Source organism: Myroides sp. NP-2, assembly GCF_014145665.1.
In the GTDB taxonomy this organism is placed as follows: Bacteria; Bacteroidota; Bacteroidia; order Flavobacteriales; family Flavobacteriaceae; genus Flavobacterium.
In genome coordinates this window covers 1-22,418 of the sequence record NZ_JACHTD010000012.1, presented here as the reverse complement: position 1 = coordinate 22,418, position 22,418 = coordinate 1, and the positions used below count along the sequence as shown (strand labels likewise).

The following is a 22,418-nucleotide window of genomic DNA, read 5'->3' as shown; positions in this document are numbered from 1 at the left end:
AATGAAAAAAATTAACGTTGCGATTAATGGATTCGGACGCATTGGCCGAAACCTCTTTAAATTATTGCTCAACCACCCTGTCATTGAAGTTGTGGCTATTAACGATTTAGCAGATGTGCAGACCATGGCACATCTAATAAAATACGACAGCATTCACGGAATCTTGCAAGCCGAGGTAACTTATGATGCTGATCACTTAATTATCAATCAACAAAAGATTCCCTATTTTAGCACAAAGGAAATTACTGACCTACCTTGGGCGAGGTTGGATGTTGATTACGTGGTTGAATCAACGGGAAAACGCAAAACAACTGCCTTGTTAGAAGCACATCTAAAACAAGGTGCAAAACGCGTTATTTTATCTGTTCCCCCAGAAGACAATGAGATAAAAACCATTGTATTAGGAGTTAACGAGCACATTTTAACAGGAGAAGAACGCATCATTTCCAATGCCAGTTGCACGACAAATAATGCGGCTCCAATGGTGAAAATTATCAAAAAATTATGTGGGATGGAGCAAGCTTATATAACCACGGTTCACTCCTATACCACAGATCAAAGCCTACACGATCAACCTCACAAAGACTTGAGAAGAGCTCGAGGTGCAGCCCAATCCATTGTACCTACAACCACTGGTGCCGCTAAAGCGCTAACCAAAATTTTTCCGGAATACGAAGGAAAAATTGGCGGTGGAGGTATTCGCGTACCCGTACCTGATGGCTCTTTAACCGATATTACTTGCTATGTACAACGAGAAGTAAGCATTGAGGAGATTAATCAAGCCTTTAAATCTGCCGCAGAAAACGAATTAAAAGGCATCTTAGCCTATACCGAAGACCCTATTGTATCTGTAGATGTTATCGGAAACACCCACTCTTGTTTATTCGATGCACAACTAACCTCAGTTTTGGATCGCATGGTGAAAGTAGTTGGTTGGTATGACAACGAAATCGGATATTCTTCTCGCTTAATTGACTTAATTTGCTATATCGATAGCCTAAGAAAAGCCTAAGAAAAGCTTGACGAAAACAAGGGACAACCCAAGGAAATTCTTTTTTAATTAATGAATTTGAACCCATTACATACAAAAAAAATAGGCATCCACTGAGATGCCTATTTTCTTATATCGATTGCTTATTCGCTTATTTCTTCTCTTGAAGCTTTTGGCTCATATCCATAGAGATAGCAGAACGCTCCATTAATAGTTTTCCTGCCATTGTTTCTACAACAACTGTTGATTCATTTAACTCAGCAATTCTTCCGTGTAAACCTGATTTAGTAATAATACGATCTCCTATTTTTAGACTAGCCTCGTACTCCTTTTCTTGTTTCATCTTTTTTTGTTGCGGACGAATCATAAAAAAATAGATCGCAACAAAAATAAGAATCATGGGTAAAAATTGTTGTATTCCTTCCATAAAATATAAGTATTAAAAAATTAGTTTGCTGGAGAAACGTTCGCTTTAATTGTTAGGAACTCCTCTCCTTTTTCTGTATTCGTTGTTAAGGTAACGGTTTTTTGTTGTTGTCCTACGGCTCCTGTTTGAAATCTAACTTTTAGTTTTGAAGTTTCTCCTGGTTTAATAGGTGTTTTTTGATACTCAGGTACTGTACATCCACAAGTAGCACGAGCATCAATAATAACTAAATCAGCATCTCCCGTATTAGTAAAACTAAATTCCGTTTCTACCGCTTCGTTATTTCCAATAGTACCAAAATCATGAGCAAGTTCTACAAACTCCATTTTTGGCGTTCCACTATTTTTTTTAGCTGCAGCTTTTTCTTCAATTTTAGCTACGCTTTCTTCGCTAACACGACTAGAGGCATCATTTTTTTTACAAGCTGTCATGCTCAATAAGGCCACACATGACAACATTAATATTTTTTTCATGAGATATAGTTATTTAGTTATTTAGTCTTATAAAAGTCCTTTTCCGATTTTATTCAAACGACCTTGAGTTTCTAGTTCTTTCGAAATATTATCAAGAATACCGTTGATAAATATACTACTTTTTGGTGTAGAATATTCTTTTGCAAGTTCTAAATATTCATTAATTGTTACTTTGACTGGTATAGAAGAGAAACGCAACATTTCACAAATCGCCATTTTCAAAATAATAATATCTATAGCAGCGATGCGTTCTGTATCCCAATTTGGTGTTTTGCCGTCGTATTCTTTGGCAAATTCAGCACCGTTTAGGACAGTTCTACGGTATAAATCAACAGCAAATTCTTTATCTTCGCTATCTTTGAATACTTTCGGTACAAAAAAGGCTTGCTCCGCATCCTTTAACTGTCTTAATTGCTTTTGTATCAAAGTATTAACAACAGGTAAATCATCTACCCAGGTTAATTTTGTATCTTCTAAGAAGTCGTAAATTTTCTCGTTTGGCGCAAGAATTTCCGTGTAAATGTCAACGATAAAGTCTTGGTCTTCTTTAAACGAACGCGTCTTTGATTTCATGTAGTCTTTATACAATTGGCTTGCTTTCACCTCGTCCAACATCAATTGAACATAGTGATCCTTTCTTTGCCAATACACCATACTGCGCTCTTCCACTTTATTGCTAATTGAAGTAGAATTACTCAATAACTCAAGGACTTGGTTTTCGATAAACTTCTTGTTTGGATTGCGTTCTTCCGATGTAGCTAAATGTTTTTTCTGAGAAATTTCGATGTATTCTTCTTCTTTTTTTCGAATTTCTATCAGGAGGGTTAGCATAACTAGATACAACTCTTGTATACTATCCATGCTGTGGTTTAAAAATTTCTCACCAACTTGAACTTGGTCAGAATTACTTTGGTGCAGGGCATAAAGCGTCTGCATAACCTTGATACGAATGTGTCTTCGATTTAACATGCTACTAAAGAACTTAAAATGATTTGAATTTTTATTTCAGCCGACAAAGGTAACAAATAATATTTCTTATCAAACAAAATCACGCGATTGATCGTCTAGTTTTAACTTGTTTTTATAAACTTATGTGACAGTTTCCTTCATAAATAAAAAAAACGAGGGCCCTAGTCCTCGTTTTCAGATTTAATTAAAGGTATTGAAGAGTGAATCTACCTTATTTTGACAATACATGTAGGTTCAACTTTTTTTAGTCTAGACTTGCTTTTTCAGCACGGCGATCTGCTTCTGAAGCATTTTCTGCCTTGCCGAATTTCCAATAGGAATACGCATAAAGCTCGTCTTTAGTCCAGTTTTTCTCTTTTCGCAAGAAGTTACGCAACATCTTAACCGTAGAAAACTCGGCTGCCACATAGGCAAACTTTGATTCCATCTCCCCTTGCTCCTCTATATATGCCATAGCTTTTTCTGCCAGTATTGTATGCTGACCTGGCGTTGGATTAATTACCCATTCAATAGATGCCTCTGCTTTTGTCGCTAGAGATTGTATATCTTCTTTGGTTTCTACTTCTATAAAAGCTTGTACGTGTACATTAGCAGGTAAATCTTCCAAAATAGCACCCAATACAGGAATAGCTGTTCCGTCTCCTACTAGAATATAACGACTCGCCGCCGGATAGAGTTCGCTTGCTTCAGTTCCCATTGCTACCCCAAGTTCTGCTCCTATTGGCGCTTGAATCGCCCATTTAGACGCGGGTCCTTCATCGCCATGGGCCACAAAGTCTACATATAATTCATTCGCTTCTAAATTAATTCCCCTATGTGTATAAGTGCGTACGCTTGGGCGAATTGCCTCATCCATGGGTACCCATTGTCCTTTTTCAAAATCAAATTCTGGTAAATGAACGCGTGGGCAGCCTTCTGGTGCCAAAAATATCTTGTTGTTTACCCCTATGGTGGTACGACTGAACTTTTGAGTGTCTTTCCCTTCTAACGTAATGCGTATATAATGGGGGGTGATGTACGTTCTTTCTTTGAGTGTAAATATCCCTCGATCTACATTTTTCTTAGCCATATATCCTTTGTTTATAATAATCAATACTCTTATCCTGATACAGAAGAGACAAATATAGCTTTTTTAAATTAGATCAAGTATAAATAAGAACACTACCATCGAATAATCCAACATAATCCTTCTTTTACCTCCTGCTTAAAAAGCCTTAACAACGTCCTAAAACCAAAAAATGTTTTTCCCCTCTTTGATTAATTTCTATTTTTGCTAAAAATTAAAAGCACACATGTTAATTATTGGAATTGCAGGAGGAACAGGAAGTGGAAAAACGACCGTTGTTCACCAAATCATGAACGAACTCCCTGAAACAGAAGTTGGTATCATATCCCAAGACTCATATTACAAGGCGACAGACAACCTTAGTTTAGAGGAAAGAACCTTAATCAACTTTGATCATCCGAGGTCGATCGACTTTGATCTCTTGGTACAACACCTCAAGGAGTTAAAGGAAGGAAGTAGCGTGAATCAACCCGTTTATTCTTTTGTAAAACACAATAGAACTGACGACTATATACTGACGCATCCCAGAAAAGTAATGATTGTCGAGGGAATCCTCATCTTGTGTAACCCTGAACTGCGTGAATTATGCGATATTAAAATCTTTGTTCACGCCGATTCTGATGAGCGCTTGATCCGCCGCTTGAAACGCGATATTGCTGAACGAGGTCGCGATATGATCGAGGTTTTAAATCGCTATCAAAACACCTTAAAACCGATGCACGATCAATTTATTGAACCATCAAAAGCCTATGCGGATATCATTATTCCAAATGACACCTACAATACAGTAGCAATTGATATTGTTCGTACTGTAATTAACGAGAAAATAGGTTAACTTTATCCCATATAAATAATAATGCCAATGGATTCTAAAAGTATGCTTCGCAAATTACGATACATCCGAATAGTGAAAAACCCGTTTTTTTTAATAACCATTGGTTTTATTGTTTGGATTGTATTTTTTGATAGCTATTCGCTTATTGAACATCGTGCCATTGATCAGGAAATTGATAAAATGGAAGGAAAAAGAGACTACTTTCAAAATGAAATTGACAAGGATAAGCAATCCATCAGAAACTTGAAAGATGGAGACGCAATCGAGAAATACGCAAGAGAAAAATATTATATGAAACGAGATAATGAAGATATTTTTATTATTGAATTTGATACCTTATCTTCCTAGTAAACCTGATATTATAGTACTATGAATCATCTACTTTTCGAAGAATTTAATTCCATTCCTGCCAAGCAATGGAAAAATAAAATTCAATACGAACTACATGGAGCCGATTACAATGAAACGCTAGTTTGGGAAAGTTTAGAAGGAATTAAAGTACGTCCGTTCTATCACAGAGATGAAAGTCAGACGATTCCCGTTTCTACGCAGACCTCTCAGTGGCAAATAGTTCAAGCCATCTATATTCAAGAAATAGACAAATCCATTCTCAATGCAAAGACATCTTTGCAAAAGGGTACGGAAGTGCTTTATTTTACACTGGTAAATCCAACGCTTGATGTTACCCAACTCTTAGGAGCTTTGCCCAAAGACAAAACCTATTTGTTGCGCTGTCTCTTTTTAGATCATGCCTATATTGAAAACCTAGCTCATTGGGCCAGGGAACAGCAATACACCCTACACCTGTTGACTGATCCTATTCATCAATTGATCACATCAGGTAACTGGTTTCACAACCTCAATAGCGATTTCAATATCCTGAATGCTTTAACACAGCAATATTCCAACGTTAATCTCACAATTGACACCAAAGCATATCAACAAGCAGGTGCTTCGATTGTTCAACAAATTGCTTATGCTTGCACTCACTTCAATGAATATTTGTCGAGAGTTAAAACAATACAACACCCCATTTTTATTGAAGTTGCCGTTGGTTCGAATTACTTTTTTGAAATTGCCAAGCACAAAGTACTTCGCTTGTTATTCAGTTTAATTGCAAGTGAATACAACTATACCGACCTAACTGTTAGAATAATAAGCACACCGACCAAGCGAAACAAAACGCTTTATGGTGCTACAGTCAATGCCTTGCGCACAACCACCGAATGTATGAGTGCTGTTTTAGGAGGTGCAGATTTTGTATGCAACTTACCCTATGATGCCTTATACAGAAAAGAGAATTACGCTAGCCAACAAATCGCTAGAAATCAACTTCTTTCTTTGAAAAAACACAGTCATTTACACGCGGTAGACAACCCAACAGAAGGCGCTTACTACATCGAAGAGCTCACCAAGCAACTTGCTGAAAAGGCGTTGGACATCATTAAGCAGATTGAACAAGCCGATGGATTAATTACCTCTTTTCATCAAGGGACAATCCAGCGCAAAATAGCGGAATCTGACCAGAAAGAACAAGATTGGTTCCATGCGCAAAGAGAAATACTCGTCGGTACAAATTTACAGGCTAATCCCAACGAGAAAATACAAGAACAATTGGAGCTCTTTCCTTTTGTCAAGCAAAAACCACGCAAAACACTACTTGCACCATTGATAGAAAAACGCCTAGCAGAAAGCTACGAACAACATAGATTAACAGAGGAAAACAACTAAGATTATTCGTTATGAAAAGAAAGGATTTACAACATTTGAAAATAGATTCTACTCTATTCGAAACACAATCAGATTCCACTGTAACAACAACGGTTGAGGGAATTGCTATTCAAAAAAAATACAGCAAACAAGCAATTAAAGCTATAGAAGATATCGATTTTGCCGCGGGATTTGCTCCTTTCGTCAGAGGAATCTCTCCTTTAATGCATGTACAGCACCCTTGGCAAATCAATCAAGTGCCCCAAAGCGCAACCTTAGAAAAATGCAATCAAGTTTATCGCAATCAGATAAACCAAGGACAAAGGGAAATTACGCTTATTTCGCCTGCAAAATCATCTAGGACAAATCCACAGCCAACCATCTCTTCCCTTGAAGATATGAAAGTGCTCCTTGCCCAACTTCCGTTGGATGAAATTACAGTATCCCTATACTCATCAGACACCATCATCCCCTTGTTAGCATGCTTTATAGCCGCAGCACAAGAATTGGGATTTGAAGACTCACATATAACAGGACATCTCCACTATGATGTGTTGTTGCCCATCCTAACCACCAACGGTGCTTATTCTTTTGAAAAAGCGACTAAGGTAGTGACTGATACCATCAGCTATTTGCACCAACATCACCCCAAATTTAACAGCTTATCGCTTTCCAATAAAGCGTTGAAAGTACTCAATCTCTCTGCGGAGGAGGAATTAGCCTACAGCCTAACCTTAGGAATTGATCTACTTCAAAAAGCAAGTAAACAACAAATTCCGGTTAATTATATAGCGACACATCTTTCGTATGCGTGGATCTTAGGTTCCGATCACTTCGTGGAGATCGCCAAGATGAGAGCTGCAAGGGGAATCTGGTCAACTTTACTTCGTCCCTTTAACCTCAAGGATGAACAAGCCTTAGCCTTGCCCATTCGCACCCAAACCTCAGACATAGACCTCCAAACTACCGAGCCTATTGATACCTTAGCATGTGCAACCATAGAAGCTACCACAGCTGTCTTTGGAGGAACTCAAGCCCTTTATTTACAACTACCTCCAACGGCATCAACAACTCTAACGGCAGGGCAAATGCAGCGTTTTCTCATGGAAGAAATTAAGAGTTGTAAAACGATTGACCCATGGGCAGGAAGCTATTATGTAGAAAAACTCACTTTGGATCTCGTTGAAAAAACAATAAACCTCCTTCCTTCTCTAACAGAGCGAGGCGGTATTCAATCGGTACTTGCCACGCGTATTCAAGCAAAAGCAAACGAGCATGGCCCAATACCTTCTATTCCCCTGGATAAAGAAGTAGCAGGCGCTTTAGCGAAACTCACTCACAGTGTTCAGACAAAAGGAGAAAATGTATTAGCCTCAGCCATTGAAGCAGCTAAAGTAGGAGCAACGTTAGATGCAATTCATCAAGCACTCCTACACTAATTCTTTCTCAAATCAAAACACTCATTAACAAGGCATTAAAAATACAAGAGAAGGCTTTTTTTAGCTGTTTTCCATAAATTGACTTCAAATCGCTTACCTTTGTCTGATAATATATGTATAGGTTATGACATTTGAAGATTTACAACTGAATAAAAATATTTTACGTGCCCTTGAGGAATTGGAGTATCAAACCCCTACACCTATTCAACAACAAGTGATTCCCTTAGTTTTACAAGAAAAGGACGTCATTGGTTGTGCACAAACGGGAACGGGAAAAACAGCTGCTTTTGCGATGCCGATTCTCCATTATTTACACCGATTAGGCAATACGAAACGCACCAAAAAAGCTCGTGTATTGGTCGTAACCCCAACGCGAGAATTAGCACAACAAATCGCTGATAACTTCACCCAATATGCCAAATACACCAACGCAACCCTGATGACCATTTACGGCGGTGTTTCAAGTAAACCTCAAATTGAACAATTAAACAAAGGTGCAGATATCATCATTGGTACGCCAGGACGACTTTTGGATCTATACAAGCAAAAACAACTCGACTTAGATCACCTTCACTTTTTGGTGCTGGATGAAGCGGATTTAATGCTGGATATGGGATTCATTGACGATGTAAAAAAACTAATTCAAGTTACTCCCGATACCAGACAAACCTTGTTGTTCTCAGCAACCATGCCGTTGCCTATCCGAGAACTAGCTCATACCTTCCTCAAACAACCCCAATACGTAGCTGTAGATGCAATTTCATCGAGTGCAAAAACAGTAAAACAACAGGTGTATTTTGTAGAAAAAGGAGAGAAGAAAAAATTGTTGTACCACCTCATTCGCAATCAAAAACTAAGTGATGTACTGGTCTTCACCCGTACAAAACACGGTGCGGATTCTGTAGTAGAAGCCTTACAAAAAAATGGTGTTCAGGCCGCAGCCTTTCACGGAGATAAATCACAAAACCTTAGACAAGAAGCCTTAGACAGTTTCAAAAATAAAGAAACAAAAGTCTTGGTTGCCACTGATATTGCAGCTCGTGGAATCGATATTGATTCCCTTCCTGTGGTGATTAATTTTGATTTACCTAACATTCCTGAAACTTTTGTACACCGAATTGGACGTACAGGAAGAGCGGGCAATGAAGGTTTAGCAATTTCCTTTTGTGACAAATCAGAAAAAACGTATTGGGAAGCCATTGTAAAATTTACGCGTACGCAACCGAAAACTGTTTCTGATCATCCCTATCCATGGAAAGAAGAACCGAAAAAAGGAGAAGCAGCGCCCAAGAAAGATTATCGAAATAAGGCGAAAAATCCCAATGCCCGTAAATCCGAAAACGCAAAGAAAAATAAAAAGCGTTGGTATTAATGCCCTTTTAATCCAATAGCATGAAAAAAACAATCTACTGTATCGGAATTCTCTGTATCCTCCTATTTTTTTGTATATGGGGAGCCAATATACGCGTGGCATCTAGCACAGGCGCACAGCTCTTTGATACTGTTGAACAGATTCCACACAACAAAGTGGGACTTGTTTTAGGGACTTCGAAATACCTTGGTTCTGGTCAACTCAATTACTATTTTACCTATCGCATAGAAGCTGCTGCAAAGCTCTATCACGCAGGAAAAATTGATTTTGTAGTAGTAAGTGGCGACAACAGTCGAGAGAATTACAACGAACCCAAAGACATGGAAGAAGCACTGATCGAACGCGGAGTACCCAAAGATCACATTTATTTGGATTACGCGGGATTACGTACCTTGGACTCTGTTTATCGCATGAAAGCCATTTTTAACGAAGATGCCTTTACCATCATTTCCCAACCCTTCCACAACGAAAGAGCAGTGTTTATCGCCAATCACTTGGAATTGCAAACGGTTGGATTTAACGCCCAAGATGTAACCCGAAAGTATGGATTTAAAACCCTTTTACGCGAAAAATTTGCACGAGTGAAAGTAATACTAGACAATTTAACGAATAAAAAACCAAAATATCTAGGTCCTCAAATTCTTATTGGCATAGGACTAAAACAAGAAAAAGTCGAGTAATTACTCGACTTTTTCTTGTTTATATTGCTTCTCTCTTCCATTTATGAAGTGAACAAATACCATATTTGAGTGACGGTAAAACAAACAATCAAACCAAATATAATTGGTAAAACTGAAGCTACAGTTGTCCATTTCACACTATGTGTTTCTTTGTAAATAGTGTAAATTGTTGTACTACACGGATTGTGTAGTAAACTGAATAACATCAGGTTAATTCCCGTAAGGGTGGTCCATCCTGCCGCTTGTAAAATCGTAGCAATTTCTCCATCCGACACTTCAAACATAACCCCTGCTCCTTGACCAATTGCTGCATCCCCCAATACCATGGCTGTTAACATTAATATAGTAGGTATTACAATTTCATTAGCTGGAATGGCTACTATATAAGCCAGTAAGATTACCCCATTCAATCCAATAAGCAAGGCAAAAGGATTTAAGCCATCAATTAGCCAAAGGGCGATGCTCTTATCTGCGATGTCAATATTACACACCAACCAGATAATTGCCCCTGCGGGTGCAGCAAAAACAACAGCACGCCACAATACGATTAAGGTTCTATCAATCAAAGAGGTATATACCGTTTGCCATACTTTCGGAGGACGGTATGGTGGTAATTCTAAGGTAAAGAAGGATGATTCTCCTTTTAGCATGGTCTTAGAAAGCATCCAAGAGGTAAAGAAGGTAAATGCAATCCCCAATACTACGATACCCACAACAGCTAATGTTGACACAGTATTAGCTAAATACTTAGGCACTAATGCGCCAATAAAAATCGTAGCCATTAAAATTTGCGTTGGCCAACGTCCGTTACACAGCGAGAAGTTATTGGTAATAATAGCAATTAACTTTTCACGAGGACTGTTGATAATACGCGTAGCAACTACACCAGCAGCATTACAACCAAAGCCCATACTCATGGTCAAGGCTTGTTTTCCGTGGGCACCTGCTCCTTTAAAAATACGGTCGAGATTAAAAGCTACACGGGGTAGATAGCCAAAATCTTCCAGTAGGGTAAACAGTGGAAAAAAGATAGCCATAGGCGGCAACATCACAGCAATAACCCAGGCCGTTGCCAAATACACACCATCAATTAAAAATCCTCTCAACCACCAAGGAAATTGCAACGTGCTAGCCCCTTCTTTCAAAAAGGGATACAACTGTTCCAATAAGAGGTAGGACAGTGCACTAGAAGGATAATTAGATCCGATGATTGTCAACCATAGAATTCCTCCAAGCATCACAAGCATTAAGGGAAAACCCCAACGTTTACTTGTTACCACTCGATCAATAGCACGATCGATGCGGAAAGCACGTTGCTTATCATCCGACTCTACTCTACCTTCTACAATTTTTGATACTTGTGAAAAAATAGCAGCTGCTACATTATCAGAATAATCCAATCCTAAGGTTTCTTGGTATTTTTTAGCTTTTTCAATGATGGGACGTACTTGATCTATAGTAATTCCTTCGGACAATGCTCCACTTAGTAAAGCCGTTTCTATACTAGGGTCTTGCTGAATTAAGCGCATAGCAATCCAAGAAACACTTGGCATATGTGGATCTAGCGCTAATAAGTCTGCGGCAATAGTTTGTACAGCTTTTCGAGAATCTCCAGAAATTCCAGTAATGCTCTTTTGTTCGGCTACAAATGTTCCTCTTGCCACTTGATCAATAGCGTGGAGTAAATCGGTGATTCCCTCTTTATTTCGAGCTGAAGTTGGAATCACAGGAACCCCTAAATCACGGGATAAACCGCGGACGTCAATTTCAATACCGTGACGTTTGGCTTCGTCCATTAAATTCAAACAGACCACTACTTTGGTTGTAATTTCCTGAATTTGAACAACCAAACTCAAGTGGCGTTCCAATCGTCCTGCATCCACAACTACTACGGTAACATCGGGTTCACCAAATAAAATATAATCACGAGCCACTTCCTCATCTTCAGAAGTGGACATTAACGAATATGTCCCGGGTAGATCAATCAAACGATACGTTTGATCACTATACGAGAAACTACCTTCAGCACGGGTAACCGTTTTTCCTGGCCAATTTCCTGTATGTTGTTTTAACCCTGTTAAGGCATTAAATATTGTGCTTTTTCCCGTGTTTGGATTTCCTGCTAAAGCTACTGCATAATCGTATTTTCCCGAAAGATTACCGAGTTTTTTTAAATCTGCCGCTTTATTCAAATCACATAGTTCACAGGCTGAATTTGTGCTCATACGCTGTCCTTTCTTCAAAATTTATTTCTTCGTTTCTAGTAAGACCATCTTAGCATCCTCTTTGCGCAAAGAAATAATAGTGTTGTATATCAAATAGGCTACCGGATCTTTCAAGGGACTAATACTGTGCACTGCAATAGTGGCGCCAGCGACAAATCCCAAATCTAAAAATCGCTGATGCACTTCTCTTGGACAATCTTTTGATATGCCCTTGATAATGCCTTTATTTCCCATTTTTAAATCCGATAAATTCATTTGTCTATTTTTGTTTAGATGTACAAAATTACAAAATTAGACAAGCCTAACAATAATTTTAGCGTAATTTATAGTTTTTAACTACAACTAATGACGAGCTTGAGCCATCACAGCACAATAAAAGTCGCTATTCATCAGCCTTTCCTCTTGCTACACCATCTTCATAAAAAAGGTAAGCACAGGACCTCAAGGCCTTAAATCGCTTTAAATGCGTTTTCAAATGGCACGCGATGCACTAAACTACGACCTAAAGTTACTTCATCAGCATATTCTAGCTCATCGCCAACGGCAATTCCACGTGCGATAGTAGACGTAATAACATCGCAATCTTTGATCTGTTTGTAAATGTAGAAATTGGTAGTATCTCCATCCATCGTTGAACTCAAGGCAAAAATTAGTTCTTTAACAGTGCCGTTTTTTACCTTATCAACAAGGGATTGAATATTCAATTGACTTGGGCCAACGCCATCAATAGGCGAAATTTTACCACCTAATACGTGATAGATGCCTTTATATAATTGGGTATTTTCCAATGCCATGACATCGCGCACATCCTCCACAACACAAATTACTTGTGGATCGCGAGATGGATTTGCACAGATTTCACAGATTTCTGCATCGGAAATATTATAACAACTGTTACAATAATTAATTTCTTGGCGCATCTTATCCAATGCCTGAACCAATCGCGAAGTTTGTTCTTCGGGTTGTTTTAATAAATGTAAGGCCAATCGCAAAGCAGTGCGTTTACCAATTCCAGGTAATTGAGAAATTTCTTCTACTGCTTTTTCTAATAATTTTGAAGGGAAATCCATGAGGCAAAGATATAAAATATACAACTATTTTCCACGTTTTATGTGATGTCCAACGGGAGTATTTATCACCTATATCCTGTTAATTCTCTGATCCAAAAGCAAAAAACACAGCTTCATTTCACCTGGAGAAATAGACGTGTATTACTAAAATTTACTTACTTTTGATTTTATACAAATGCAAAACAAACTTGTGCAATGACGCCACTAACGATTATTCTCATTATCGCTGTTTACTTCGGAATACTAATTGCTATTTCTCGCTTAACCAGCAACAAAGACAGTAGTAATGATGCGTTTTTTAGTGCAAATAAAAATGCTACTTGGTACTTAGTCGCTTTTGGCATGATTGGAACCGCCCTTTCTGGGGTAACATTTATCTCGGTTCCTGGTGAAGTGGGTTCGCCCAACGGAGAACAATTTAAGTATTTTCAATTCATTTTGGGAAATGCAGTGGGATTTATTATTACTGCTTCCGTTTTGCTCCCGTTGTATTACAAGTATAACTTAGTTTCGATATATACCTATATCGAAAAAAAAATGGGCGTGTACAGCTATAAAAGCGCTGCCTCTATATTCTTGTTGAGTCGAACGATTGGATCTGCCTTTCGCCTCTATCTTGTCGTCATTGTTTTACAACGCTATGTATTTGATTTCTTTGGCATTCCATTCTTTGCAACTGTACTGATTGCCTTGTTACTAATTTATGCCTATACGTATAAAGGAGGATTAAAAACCATCATCATTACCGATTCTCTACAAACGTTTTTCTTGGTAAGCTCCGTGATATTAACGATCATATTTATTTGTCATCAACTCGATTTATCTGCTATTCAAGCCTTTGAAGCAGTAAAGGAAAGCAATTATTCCAAAGTTTTCTTCTTTGAAGATTTTATGGGGAGTCGCTACCATTTTGTCAAGCAATTCTTGGGTGGGATTTTCGTTACGATTGCTATGGTTGGACTAGACCAGGATTTGATGCAAAAAAACTTGAGTTGTAAAAATATCAAAGAAGCACAAAAAAACATGTACTCATTCACGGGAATCTTTGTGCTGGTCAATTTATTGTTTTTGGGTATTGGTGCCTTGTTGTACATCTACGCCAATAACCAAGGAATCGAGGTCCCTTTAGATGCAGTAACGCAAAAACCCAGAACAGATTTACTATTTCCCGAAATAGCCTTTAATCACTTATCCCTATTTCCTGCACTAGTATTTTTATTGGGCTTAACCGCTGCTACATTTGCGACAACGGATTCCGCTCTAACTGCCTTAACTACATCTTTTTGCATAGATTTCCTCCACATGGATAAACAAAAAGACTCCCCTGCAAACGTCTGGAAGAGAAAAGTGGTTCACTTCGGTTTTTCGATTCTCATGTTTTTGGTTATTATTTTATTCAATGCCATTAACGATGCCTCTGTTGTTAGCATGATTTTTAAAATCGCTTCCTATACGTATGGTCCATTATTGGGACTATTTAGCTTTGCTATTTTCTTTAAAAACAGACAAGTAAAGGACAAATATGTGCCTTATATCTGCTTGCTTGCCCCTTTTATTACGCTTTGGTTTAGCAATCACTCTAGCGACTTATTAAACGGATATGTGTTTGACAATGAACTAATCATTGTCAATGCATTAATTACGCTCCTATTACTTTGGAGTAATAGCCGATCAAAATTGATTCGTACGGAGTAAGACTAAGGTACAAGCTTCTTCGTATCCGATATTGTTCTTTATCAATTGCTTGTAAAAAGCTGGATTCTCTGTACCTGGGTTAAAAATAACGCGTCGGGGTTGCAGTTGAATAATGTATTCATAAAATGCTTCCTGTCGTTGTGGATTGAGATATAAGGTCACCGTGTCTATGTCGGAATAAGCATTCAAATCCGTATGAATCTCCACATCTGCTACTTTTCCTGCACGTAAACCATGAGCCTCTACCGGATGACCATATTCTCGCAACATGCGAATCGCTTGGTTGGAATAGCGCTCTTCTTTCAAAGAAGCACCTAATACTACTGTCTTTTTCATCTTTTTAGTCTTATCTTTAAATATAATAAATTATCTTAAATAAAACAAATTCACTAGTAGTTTCAAATATTATCTAAACAAAAATATAACACAATGATAAAAATCATGTTTTTATATTAAAAAAATAGATACATTTGTTAAAGTATAATTGTAATACAGATAACTATGAAAAAGCTATTTCTATCATTATTAGGAGCTGTTTTATTAATGGGTAATACAGCAACTGCTCAAGAAACACCACAAGAGAAAGACTCTTACAAATGGCAAGTACGCCTAAGAGGTGTGGGAGTAATTCCTCACAATAGAGCTGACATCAGCACGATTGGAGGACAAATAGATGTGAATAACAACTTTATTCCAGAGCTTGACTTTACGTATTTCTTTACAGAAAACTTGGCTGCCGAGTTAATCTTAGGTACTTCAAGACACACCGTAGGAACCTTAGGTTCTGATTTAACTGCAGTAGACAAAGGTTCTAACGCTAATGTAGACTTAGGAAGTGTATGGTTGCTACCACCTACGTTAATGGTACAATACCACTATCCAGTAACAAGTAACTTCAAACCATATGTAGGGGTTGGGGTAAACTACACGATTTTCTACAATGAAAAATCGGGAACAGCAAAGGACATTTCATATGACAATAAATTTGGTTGGGGATACCAATTTGGATTTGACATCGACATCACGGATAAATTCTTTATCAACGTTGACTTCAAAAAATTATTCTTGAAAACAGACGTAACAGTTGATGCAACCAATCTTAACCCTACTGGTGAACAACTAAATATACCAGCAAAAGTTAAAATTGACCCTATGTTAATTGGTTTTGGTGTAGGTATGCGTTTTTAATTATTTAATTGATTTTTTCATAAAATGTTCCTAGTGCTTGCATTAGGAACATTTTTTTTGTGCTGTGATTTTGTCGATCTTTGGATTTTCCTTACCTAGAAATAAATCATATGGATCAGCCAATTACTTTTAAAGGGATAAATAAACTTGCAATACCCGCCATTTTTTCTGGCATCTCGGAATCAATTATCACGCTTACGGATATTGCTATTGTGGGTAATTTAAAAGAAAATAGCGTAGAAGCCCTAGGAGCGGTAGGATTAGTGGGTTCCTTTTTATCGGCTATTATATGGGTTGTTGCCCAAACCAAAACATCGTTATCGGCAACTGTTTCGCAGCATTATGGTTCTAAGCGCTTATTGGTGATTAAAACATTAATTCCGCAAGCCATTTTGTTTAATTTCACGCTAAGCCTTTTGCTGTTCCTAACGACAACTTTTTTTGTGCACGAAATTTTTACTGCTTATAATGCAGAAGGTTTACTCTTGACCTATGCCAAAGAGTACTACCTGATTCGAGCTTGGGGATTTCCCTTAACGCTTATCACCTTTGCTTTATATGGTGTGTTTAGAGGTTTACAAAATACCATTTGGGCAATGAAGTGCAGTTTAACAGGAGCCGCACTTAATGTCATACTCACCTACATACTCGTCTATGGAATCGAAGGTATTATTCCTGCCTATCACATCAAAGGAGCCGCCTATGCTAGTGTTGTAGCTCAATCGGTGATGCTAATTATGGCTTTTTACTACTTTTTCAAGTATACCCCATTTAGCATGCGATTGAGTAAAAATATCAATCCTACGTTGAAGCCCTTCATTATCATGAGCTTTAACTTTATCATCCGAACAGCAACCCTCAATGTTGCCATTTACTTGGCCAACGCCTATGCCACTGGATATGGAAAAAACTTTATAGCCGCTCAAAGCATATTGATGAATATTTGGTTATTTTTCTCTTTCTTTATCGATGGTTATGCCACCGCAGGTAATGCCATGTCTGGAAAATTACTAGGTGAAAAGAACTATACTGCACTTTGGAAAATGAGCAAAGCCATCAGCAAATATGCCATTCTTATCTCCCTTATTTTAATTGGGATTTGCTTCGCATTCTACGAGCAAATTGGTCTATTGTTCAACCAAGATCCCGAGGTTATTCGCGTGTTTACTTCTGTATTCTGGATTATTTTACTGGTACAACCTATCAACTCACTCGCATATATCTATGACGGAATTTTTAAGGGAATGGGAGATGCAAAATTCTTGCGCAACAACCTGATATTCGCTACCTTTTGTGGCTTCTTGCCTACTTTATTGGTCTTCGATTATCTAGGCTTTCAACTGTATAGCGTTTGGATCGCTTTTGCGATATGGATGTGCTGCAGAAGTTTCCCGTTGATGTACATTTTCAAGAAAAACTATGTGAATAAAGGACAACTCTAACCTTCATATCCGTTAACCAAAATGTAGCAGTGTTGCAAACATGTCTCATGCCTATTTATATTGTACAGAAGTACTTAACTTTGTATCTAGAATTAATATAAATAGGTATGATACATCAAGATAAAGACAGCTGTTGCAATTCAAAACTAGAATTCAACAAAAAACCAACCCCTGAACATAACCATGGGGATCACGATCACGATCACGATGACCACGATCACAATCACGGTGATATGAATAGCAAGTACACAATTGGTTTTAGTGTGCTCTTATTCTTTTTGGGTGTACTCTTTGCCAATGTGCTCAAAGCTGATTGGTTTATCAACAATCCCACCTTGCGCATTCTGTGGTATGTAGCGGCCTATGTTCCAGTAGGTTTTCCCGTTTTAAAAGAAGCGTTTTCAATGATGCTTAAAAAGGATTTCTTCAATGAATTTTCCTTAATGGGTATTGCTACTTTAGGGGCGTTTGCTATTGGTGAATATCCAGAAGCTGTTGCTGTGATGCTCTTTTACACCGTTGGAGAGCTCTTTCAAGAATCTGCGGTAAACAAAGCCAAAGGCAATATCAAAGCCCTTTTAGACATCCGTCCTAATGAAGCTAACGTATTCAGAAATAACACTTTTACAATTGTAAATCCCGAGGAAGTAGCGATTGGAGAGCGCATTCAGGTAAAAGTTGGAGAAAAAATCCCATTAGATGGAGAGTTACTTTCTGATAAAGGAAGCTTTAACACTTCAGCATTAACAGGGGAGAGCAAACCATCTACGTATAAAAAAGGAGATATTGTCCTTACGGGAATGATCAACTTAGAACAGGTAATTGAAGTTCGCACAACAAAATTATACCAAGATAGTTCCTTGGCAAAGATATTAGAAATGGTACAAGAAGCAAGTGCTCGTAAAGCACCTACAGAATTGTATATTCGCAAATTTGCCAAAGTTTACACCCCTATTGTTTTCTTTTTAGCCGTATTACTCACTTTTGTTCCCTATTTGTTTTTGGGAGACGGTTATGTCTTTACACAATGGTTAGAGCGCGCCTTAGTCTTCTTGGTCATCTCATGCCCTTGTGCATTAGTTATTTCAGTTCCACTAGGCTATTTTGGTGGTATTGGCGCCGCTTCAAGAAATGGAATCTTGTTCAAAGGATCTAACTTTTTGGAACTCATGGCGAAATTGGATATTGTAGTCATGGATAAAACCGGTACATTAACAGCGGGTGTATTCAAAGTACAAAAAGTAGAGACAACCCATCCACAGGATGAATTTGTTCAGCTTGTATCAGCCATTGAAAAACAATCGACTCACCCTATTGCCAAAGCGATTGTAGAGGCTTACCCTACTGCGTTAGTTGCAGAAAATGTTAGAGAAATTTCGGGTAAAGGTTTGGCTGGCGTGATTAACAACCAAGAAATTCTCGTTGGAAATACGGCTTTACTTGAACAACATACTATTGATTTTCCAGCTGAGATTAACGACATTGTAGAGAGTATAGTTGTTGTTGCCATTAATCAGACATACGCAGGTTATATCACCATTGCGGATCAGATCAAAGAAGATGCCCATGAAGCTATTCGCCTTATGAAGCATATGGGGGTACAAAAAACAGTAATGTTAAGTGGAGATAAAAATACCATTACGCAAAAAGTAGCCAAAGAAACAGGTATTGATTTTGCTCTAGGTGGACTATTACCTGAGGGAAAAGTAGAACAAGTTGAAAAACTCAAAAAAGATAATCCTACTAGTTCAATAGCCTTTGTAGGAGATGGAATTAATGATGCTCCTGTACTTGCATTAAGTGATGTAGGTATTGCAATGGGAGGACTAGGAAGTGATGCTGCAATTGAAACGGCCGACGTTGTCATACAAACTGATCAGCCATCAAAGGTAGCTACCTCCATTCACATTGGAAAAGAAACGCGCAAAATCGTCATTCAAAATATAACCTTTGCCTTAGTCGTAAAAATTATCGTTTTAATTCTTGGTGCAGGTGGAATTGCTAGTATGTGGGAAGCAGTTTTTGCAGATGTTGGAGTAGCTTTACTCGCGATCTTAAATGCAGTTCGAATCCAAAAAATGAAATTTATCTAATTACAAAAAGTCCTTACATGATTGGACAACTTTACATGCCCCGAAAAGATAGACACTTTTTGGGGCATTTTTTATGCTTGTTTATACGCAACAAAGCCTCCAATTATCACTCCTATCAGAAATAGCTTAAAAGCAAAGCGGATAAGGTCTCTGCTACAAATATTTAGTTGTTCTTTTCTCATTCTACTACATATTATTAATAAAGAATAGCTTCTTATTCATCTGCAACTGTCTTAAATTGGTCTAGCGTTTCTTTTATCTGTTTGAGATAACGTCCATACAGCCTTTTAATCCACAACCTACAAATAAAAAAAACAGAAGCAGAAGAAAGAATCAAAAACACCAAAAAGTACCATTTAGTAAAGAGCAAATTGATTTTATTCAAAGGAATTTTAGTAAAAAAGGGAATAAAAAACAGGACAAATGGAGCCAAGGAAAAACAAAAATTCTCATACAATTGGACATACATTCGGGTTTGAAAATACACTTCATATAAACTATCTCTTGAATTCATCTCAAAAGTACTCGACGAGCGATAAAACAAGGCCATCTTAATAATATAATAAAAAGATACAAAAGCAAATAAAATGTAAATCCCATAAAAGAAAAACCACTTGTCTTCAGGCATGGCATGCAATTGAGGAAAAAAAGCAATCCCAATCACGGCGGAAGTTTGTAGTATAATATCCTGTAAGGTATTCTTGCGAATGCGATCTAGGGGCAATCGACTTTTAGAGGTCAATAGCGTCTCTTCAGTCACTTTTTCTGCTTGAATCGATTGATTATTCCACGATTTTTTTATCTCATCAAAATTCATATCCTTTTCGTTTTATTATGTCTTGTAATTTATTTTTTGTTCGATTTAATCTTACCCGAGCGTTTCCTTCAGAAATTCCGAGATTATTTGCGATTTCGAGATGGGAAAAACCCTCTAAAAACAAAAAGATTAGCGCTTTTTCCACATCGTTGAGTTCATGAATAGCCCCATAGAGATACTTTAGTTGTTCTTCTACTTCAAAACTAGCTTCCTCCAATTGCAACTGATGCTTCTCGTTGTCTAGGCGGGTCGTCGACTTGGCTCTTATACTATTTTTTTTAAAATACGTAATTGCCGTATTGATACAAACCCTATACATCCAAGTGGAGAATTGACTAGCCCCTAAGAAGTTAGTATAAGACTTCCAAAGCTGACAAATCATTTCTTGATACAAATCCTCCTGATCTGCTTTAGTGTCCATATAAAGCCTAGATACTTTAAATAAAATACCTTTATGGACGTTAATCCGTTCTAAAAATTCTTGTTCTAATTTGATCTGCACGGGTTTTAGTTTAAAATTGCTTGAACAGTAAACCCCTTTTCCGTAAGCAAGGCTATTACACCGGCTTCGCCCGCTAGATGTCCAGCTCCCACGGCGAATAAAGTAGAAGCTGTAGGCATGATATGCACCATCTTTTCTATCCACATGCGATTGCGGTTGTCAAGCAATAAGCGTTTGCCCTCACTGGATAATGATTTAGGATCAATCACTATGCGATAAAGCGCTTCTATATCTTCTTGATTGAAAGCATTGACCATGCTTTCGAAATCCATTGCAGCATTCTCTTTTTCTTTCAATTGAGCAAGAACTTCTTTGGCAGAATAAATGCGATTAGTGAGGTCAATTTGATCTTTAAAACGCTCTAATCCCAAGATATTTTTATTCTTATCCAATCCTAATTGTAGGATCGCCATATCGTAACCAGCCATAGCACAAGGAATATTTTTTGTAGCTAACATGCCCATCAGCAAAAAGGGAGGCATGTGATCGACATCGGATGCATCCATGCCATACTTGCTTTGCAACAAAGTTCGAAATTCAATTTGCTCAGATTCTGACAGTTGAGAAGATAAGGTAGTTGAAGAAACCAGTAAGTCTTGTAAGCTCAGCAATTCATTAGGATCTACTAGATTTACCTCTAAGGCAATTTGCTCCACTGCTTCGATAGCAGTCAACACTTTCTCAGAAACCTGCAAATCAGTTTCACAAAGTAAATGAAAGGTACCCAAGAGATAAGAAGATTCTTTTAATCCATTGCCAGAAATCTCCCAAAGATTAGATTTATCAATTGTATTTTGAGCAGAACTAGCTCCGAAATTAAAAACTAAAAAGTAAGTAAGAAATAGTAAATGCCTCATTTAATTCAAATTATTTGGTATCTATAGAGTTAGTATACAAAGTACAAAAACGTTACAACTTTATTTTGTACGGTTTATCTCACCTAGTTTATATTTTTTTTGGTGTTGATGAATCTACGATTTGTTTTTTGCGCGGTTTGTTAGTTGCGCGGTTTGCACGGTTTGTTTAGTTTCTTCATTTGTAAGATTATTGTGCTTTACAACGAGCATCGAACGACGAGCAAAGAGCGACGAGCAAAGAGCGACGAGCGACGAGCAAAGAGCGACGAGCAAAGAGCGACGAGCAAAGAGCGACGAGCAAAGAGCAAAGAGCGACGAGCGACGAGCAAAGAGCAAAGAGCGACGAGCAAAGAGCGACGAAATCTGTGTTGATTATTCTCATCTGTACTGTTCACTGTAAACCAAAAAAAAAGCCTGACTACTTACGTAATCAGGCTTTCAAAAGAAGGGCGACGACATACTCTCCCACCATGTGGCAGTACCATCTGCGCTAGCGGGCTTAACTTCTCTGTTCGAAATGGGAAGAGGTGAGCCCCGCCGCAATAACCACCCTAAAGCGGTTGTTAT

23 protein-coding genes and 1 rRNA gene are annotated in these 22,418 nt (G+C 37.9%); 12 read left to right on the top strand and 12 right to left on the bottom strand.

The window, feature by feature from the left end; all coding sequences use genetic code 11:
• Position 1: 1 nt before the first annotated feature.
• Positions 2–1,012 (top strand): type I glyceraldehyde-3-phosphate dehydrogenase, encoded by a 1,011-nt coding sequence (gene gap / locus H4K35_RS12005; protein ID WP_182628212.1) that lies wholly within the window; start codon positions 2–4, stop codon positions 1,010–1,012.
• A gap of 130 nt (positions 1,013–1,142) precedes the next feature.
• On the opposite strand, the gene yajC is transcribed toward gap, so the two are convergent.
• The 4 genes from yajC to H4K35_RS11985 all read right to left on the bottom strand — a co-directional run bounded on the left by yajC (position 1,143) and on the right by H4K35_RS11985 (position 3,929).
• On the bottom strand, positions 1,143–1,418 hold the full coding sequence (gene yajC / locus H4K35_RS12000) for a preprotein translocase subunit YajC (protein ID WP_182628211.1): 276 nt from the start codon (positions 1,416–1,418) through the stop codon (positions 1,143–1,145).
• A 20-nt stretch (positions 1,419–1,438) separates the two neighbouring features.
• Complete coding sequence (locus H4K35_RS11995; protein WP_182628210.1) at positions 1,439–1,891, bottom strand: DUF1573 domain-containing protein; 453 nt, start codon at positions 1,889–1,891, stop codon at positions 1,439–1,441.
• Between the two features lie 27 nt (positions 1,892–1,918).
• Positions 1,919–2,860 (bottom strand): transcription antitermination factor NusB, encoded by a 942-nt coding sequence (nusB, locus tag H4K35_RS11990; protein ID WP_182628209.1) that lies wholly within the window; start codon positions 2,858–2,860, stop codon positions 1,919–1,921.
• A 244-nt stretch (positions 2,861–3,104) separates the two neighbouring features.
• Positions 3,105–3,929 (bottom strand): siderophore-interacting protein, encoded by an 825-nt coding sequence (locus H4K35_RS11985; RefSeq protein WP_182628208.1) that lies wholly within the window; start codon positions 3,927–3,929, stop codon positions 3,105–3,107.
• A gap of 223 nt (positions 3,930–4,152) precedes the next feature.
• Here H4K35_RS11985 and udk point away from each other — a divergent pair, with 223 nt between their 5' ends.
• The 6 genes from udk to H4K35_RS11955 all read left to right on the top strand — a co-directional run bounded on the left by udk (position 4,153) and on the right by H4K35_RS11955 (position 9,962).
• The gene (gene udk / locus H4K35_RS11980; protein ID WP_182628207.1) at positions 4,153–4,761 is read left to right on the top strand and encodes a uridine kinase; all 609 of its coding nucleotides are present in this window, start codon (positions 4,153–4,155) and stop codon (positions 4,759–4,761) included.
• Between the two features lie 42 nt (positions 4,762–4,803).
• Complete coding sequence (locus tag H4K35_RS11975) at positions 4,804–5,109, top strand: septum formation initiator family protein (RefSeq protein WP_255492456.1); 306 nt, start codon at positions 4,804–4,806, stop codon at positions 5,107–5,109.
• Between the two features lie 21 nt (positions 5,110–5,130).
• Entirely contained in the window at positions 5,131–6,492 is a 1,362-nt protein-coding gene (locus H4K35_RS11970) for a methylmalonyl-CoA mutase family protein (RefSeq protein WP_182628205.1), read from the top strand.
• A gap of 11 nt (positions 6,493–6,503) precedes the next feature.
• Positions 6,504–7,910: a methylmalonyl-CoA mutase family protein gene (locus tag H4K35_RS11965; RefSeq protein ID WP_182628204.1), complete on the top strand. Its 1,407-nt coding sequence runs from the start codon at positions 6,504–6,506 to the stop codon at positions 7,908–7,910.
• 124 nt (positions 7,911–8,034) lie between these two features.
• The gene (locus H4K35_RS11960) at positions 8,035–9,282 is read left to right on the top strand and encodes a DEAD/DEAH box helicase (protein ID WP_182628203.1); all 1,248 of its coding nucleotides are present in this window, start codon (positions 8,035–8,037) and stop codon (positions 9,280–9,282) included.
• Between the two features lie 20 nt (positions 9,283–9,302).
• Complete coding sequence (locus H4K35_RS11955; protein WP_182628202.1) at positions 9,303–9,962, top strand: vancomycin high temperature exclusion protein; 660 nt, start codon at positions 9,303–9,305, stop codon at positions 9,960–9,962.
• 41 nt (positions 9,963–10,003) lie between these two features.
• Here H4K35_RS11955 and feoB read toward each other — a convergent pair whose 3' ends face one another.
• The 3 genes from feoB to recR form a co-directional block, all read right to left on the bottom strand.
• On the bottom strand, positions 10,004–12,187 hold the full coding sequence (gene feoB / locus H4K35_RS11950; protein ID WP_182628201.1) for a ferrous iron transport protein B: 2,184 nt from the start codon (positions 12,185–12,187) through the stop codon (positions 10,004–10,006).
• A 21-nt stretch (positions 12,188–12,208) separates the two neighbouring features.
• The gene (locus tag H4K35_RS11945; RefSeq protein ID WP_182628200.1) at positions 12,209–12,442 is read right to left on the bottom strand and encodes a FeoA family protein; all 234 of its coding nucleotides are present in this window, start codon (positions 12,440–12,442) and stop codon (positions 12,209–12,211) included.
• A gap of 194 nt (positions 12,443–12,636) precedes the next feature.
• Positions 12,637–13,257: a recombination mediator RecR gene (recR, locus tag H4K35_RS11940; RefSeq protein ID WP_182628199.1), complete on the bottom strand. Its 621-nt coding sequence runs from the start codon at positions 13,255–13,257 to the stop codon at positions 12,637–12,639.
• Between the two features lie 195 nt (positions 13,258–13,452).
• Between recR and H4K35_RS11935 the strand changes: the two genes are divergently transcribed.
• On the top strand, positions 13,453–14,952 hold the full coding sequence (locus H4K35_RS11935) for a sodium:solute symporter (protein WP_182628198.1): 1,500 nt from the start codon (positions 13,453–13,455) through the stop codon (positions 14,950–14,952).
• Here the strand turns inward: H4K35_RS11935 and H4K35_RS11930 are convergent.
• Positions 14,929–15,288, bottom strand: a complete 360-nt coding sequence (locus tag H4K35_RS11930; RefSeq protein WP_182628197.1) for a CoA-binding protein — start codon at positions 15,286–15,288, stop codon at positions 14,929–14,931. The two genes, H4K35_RS11935 and H4K35_RS11930, sit on opposite strands and share 24 nt — an antisense overlap.
• A gap of 165 nt (positions 15,289–15,453) precedes the next feature.
• On the opposite strand from H4K35_RS11930, the gene H4K35_RS11925 reads away from it, so the two are divergent.
• The 3 genes from H4K35_RS11925 (at position 15,454) to H4K35_RS11915 (ending at position 19,675) form a co-directional block, all read left to right on the top strand.
• The gene (locus H4K35_RS11925; protein WP_182628196.1) at positions 15,454–16,140 is read left to right on the top strand and encodes an OmpW family protein; all 687 of its coding nucleotides are present in this window, start codon (positions 15,454–15,456) and stop codon (positions 16,138–16,140) included.
• A gap of 110 nt (positions 16,141–16,250) precedes the next feature.
• Entirely contained in the window at positions 16,251–17,582 is a 1,332-nt protein-coding gene (locus H4K35_RS11920; protein ID WP_182628195.1) for an MATE family efflux transporter, read from the top strand.
• A gap of 107 nt (positions 17,583–17,689) precedes the next feature.
• On the top strand, positions 17,690–19,675 hold the full coding sequence (locus H4K35_RS11915; protein ID WP_182628194.1) for a heavy metal translocating P-type ATPase: 1,986 nt from the start codon (positions 17,690–17,692) through the stop codon (positions 19,673–19,675).
• Positions 19,676–19,889: 214 nt separating this feature from the next.
• On the opposite strand, the gene H4K35_RS11910 is transcribed toward H4K35_RS11915, so the two are convergent.
• Genes H4K35_RS11910 through H4K35_RS11900 form a run of 3 tightly spaced genes read right to left on the bottom strand, consistent with a single transcriptional unit; the run spans position 19,890 to position 21,851 of the window.
• Positions 19,890–20,492, bottom strand: a complete 603-nt coding sequence (locus H4K35_RS11910) for a hypothetical protein (protein ID WP_182628193.1) — start codon at positions 20,490–20,492, stop codon at positions 19,890–19,892.
• On the bottom strand, positions 20,482–20,994 hold the full coding sequence (locus H4K35_RS11905) for a sigma-70 family RNA polymerase sigma factor (protein ID WP_182628192.1): 513 nt from the start codon (positions 20,992–20,994) through the stop codon (positions 20,482–20,484). The genes H4K35_RS11910 and H4K35_RS11905 overlap by 11 nt, the downstream gene beginning before the upstream one ends.
• 5 nt (positions 20,995–20,999) lie before the next feature.
• Entirely contained in the window at positions 21,000–21,851 is an 852-nt protein-coding gene (locus H4K35_RS11900) for a TraB/GumN family protein (RefSeq protein ID WP_182628191.1), read from the bottom strand.
• A gap of 192 nt (positions 21,852–22,043) precedes the next feature.
• Here H4K35_RS11900 and H4K35_RS11895 point away from each other — a divergent pair, with 192 nt between their 5' ends.
• Positions 22,044–22,223, top strand: coding sequence for a hypothetical protein (locus tag H4K35_RS11895; protein ID WP_182628190.1), 180 nt, complete (start codon positions 22,044–22,046; stop codon positions 22,221–22,223).
• Positions 22,224–22,295: 72 nt separating this feature from the next.
• Here H4K35_RS11895 and rrf read toward each other — a convergent pair.
• Positions 22,296–22,405 (bottom strand): 5S ribosomal RNA (rrf, locus tag H4K35_RS11890).
• Positions 22,406–22,418: the final 13 nt, after the last annotated feature.